This window comes from Moorena sp. SIO3I6, from assembly GCF_010672095.1.
In genome coordinates this window covers 1-2,284 of sequence record NZ_JAAHHU010000756.1, presented here as the reverse complement: position 1 = coordinate 2,284, position 2,284 = coordinate 1, and the positions used below count along the sequence as shown (strand labels likewise).

The window sequence follows — 2,284 nt, the reverse complement described above, 5'->3', positions numbered from 1 at the left end:
CTGGCAAAATCCAGTCCACTAAGACTGGCAATGGCCGGAAGCTGCATGATCTCGATTCGGTAGTCTATGAAGACTAGATTATTGCTTTCCGGAAGGCAATGAGGCAATTTATCGTGAATTGTATGAGCCTCTAAGCCAGACATTACAAGTATTTGAAGCGATAACTATATTTTAGCAACATTCAACGTTTTCCGGAAAGCATGTTGTTGATATGTCCTGTAATTTGCGGCAAAATCAAAAAGCGTTCGCGTTCGCCTTTGACGTGGCCTACGGCCAAGCGGGAACTTTGTTCCATATCGCCTTTGGCACGTCCTGAAAGGACGATCACTAGCTAACTTAACCGTAAAGCCCTCCCTATCAAGCCATGCCAACATCAACCAGTTACCTGATTTGGGAAAACCACAGCATGATAGACCTGCCCGGTGGTGGCAAAAAGGTCTACTTTGATCTAGAACACGTTGGGTTTCAAACCGTCGAAGCCTTACTGGATGGTTTTTGCCCTCCGGTAGAGATCGCAGACAAACCCACTGCTCCAGGAATACTGATGTTCCCCACCGCTGCATTGATCGTATTCGCCCACAAAGCGAAGATGTGGAACCGAGGATCCGTTAATACCAATCACATTCCAGAACCTCTACAATACTTTGCCCTGCACCAAGGCTTTGCGAATGCTGTACCCATTGATGCATTCCCCAAGAAGTGGAAAAACAAAAAGCCTGATGGGTTGATTAACCCCATCTACTTCACACTGAATACAGCCAAAATTAAAGACTTGAAACCAGTTAGCGATCACAAGAAGTCGTTGGTTGATGCAGTATTTGCTGTGTTGGTTGAACGCGACAAATTTGGAAAAAGACTGGCCAAAAAGCTTGTTAACTACCTGTTCCGAGATGATTACCGAAGGGATGATATTACCTGCGCGTTGATCAATCAGCTTGTTGGTTACCCGTTGATGACAAACTGGCGTGGTGGTCCCCAGTGGGGCTTGTCTAGCAGCGAGGAATGAACAGGCACTTCAGATGTGATCGCTTCAACCCTTCATTGTTCGTGGGGGCTGTAGGACTGATGCATTCCGATTGATCGCATGCAAGCGCGTCAGTCACGGGACGATGCTCCAAAAGAGCCGCTACGCGAACAAAAAGCACAAGACCCACTCGGATCCGGAAAGAGTTGAGTGGGTCTTGTTGGGAGCAAGTGATAGCCCCAGGGGAGTTGTTAGGGGTATCTAGTCTATTTTAGTAGATGCGATCACTTCTATCCTAGATATGTCTAATCTTCTGAAAAACATAACAAGACTGGGACTCCATCTTGGTAGATGACTTGAAAGGGATCCCCTGGCATACCAAGTTCGTCTAATAATTGACGTTTCTGCTGTTTCTTTTTCGCTTGACGCTGTAGTCGCGATTGCCGTTGTTGACGTTTTTTCTTCTTGTTCACTATCTACCTCCTTTTTCTTTAATGTTAGCGAAAATCGACGTTTATTTGTTACCTTAACACGTTGATTGGAGCGCATCCCCCTAGGTACATTCTATTGAGAGTTTCCAGCATTTCACTCAACTGATATTGAGAGTAACGCCGGTTATAAAAGTTCAAAGTTATATCTGGAAAGCGGTGATTATGAATTCCCCAGCGCTGGTTTTCCTCTACGACTTCCCGGCAATTAACCGTAATCCAGTTACTGATATTTCTGCCATCGACTCCTGTTATTTTTCGCAGAGAAGCTCTTGTTACAGCTATCTTGGATTCATTTACTTTGTTGTATTTGCAAATGGCGCGGTAAGCTCTCCAGACCTTCTCTTTCCAGGAGTCTGTTGTTCTAGAAGGCCACAGCTTTTGATTAGGCCATTCGGAAAAGTCTCGTTTCTTCATTTTATCTCCTAGGGTACGTGGAGGGGATTACTTCTTGTTATTTTACTACTTTTTATCAAGTGAAAAAAGAAACCCCAGCCAATTAATTGGAGAGGTCTCAATCATCAGAGTTAGCGCTAGCTAACCAGTCCGTACCTCAAGAGTAGCACTTTAATTGCTACTTTCGTTTAGATTTTTTGCGTGCTCCCGGACGCTTGGATTTGCTAGTTTTACTGGCAGGCTTTTTAGGTGATTTTGAAGAGGCATAAACCCCGGTTAAATCGAACGTCTTAGCTTTTGGCGTAACCACTGTAATCGCTCCATTTTCGACCAAGTGTTTTTGAACTCGCTCATCCCACTTGTCGCCAGTAACATAGACATATTCATTCTTGGCAAAATTGCAAAATAAGAAGCCATTGATTAACTCTAAGGCACC

General features: G+C 44.4%; 4 protein-coding genes. 1 reads left to right on the top strand and 3 read right to left on the bottom strand.

The window, feature by feature from the left end; all coding sequences use genetic code 11:
• Positions 1–364 precede the first annotated feature (364 nt).
• Positions 365–1,006 (top strand): hypothetical protein, encoded by a 642-nt coding sequence (locus tag F6K49_RS42320; RefSeq protein WP_293107358.1) that lies wholly within the window; start codon positions 365–367, stop codon positions 1,004–1,006.
• Positions 1,007–1,269: 263 nt separating this feature from the next.
• On the opposite strand, the gene F6K49_RS42315 is transcribed toward F6K49_RS42320, so the two are convergent.
• From F6K49_RS42315 to F6K49_RS42305, 3 genes are all read right to left on the bottom strand, one after another.
• A complete protein-coding gene (locus F6K49_RS42315; RefSeq protein WP_293107355.1) occupies positions 1,270–1,437 on the bottom strand; it encodes a hypothetical protein in 168 nt (55 codons plus the stop codon).
• 48 nt (positions 1,438–1,485) lie between these two features.
• A complete protein-coding gene (locus F6K49_RS42310; protein WP_293107352.1) occupies positions 1,486–1,869 on the bottom strand; it encodes a hypothetical protein in 384 nt (127 codons plus the stop codon).
• A 157-nt stretch (positions 1,870–2,026) separates the two neighbouring features.
• A partial coding sequence (locus F6K49_RS42305; protein WP_293107349.1) for a hypothetical protein occupies positions 2,027–2,284 on the bottom strand: 258 nt, incomplete at its 5' end.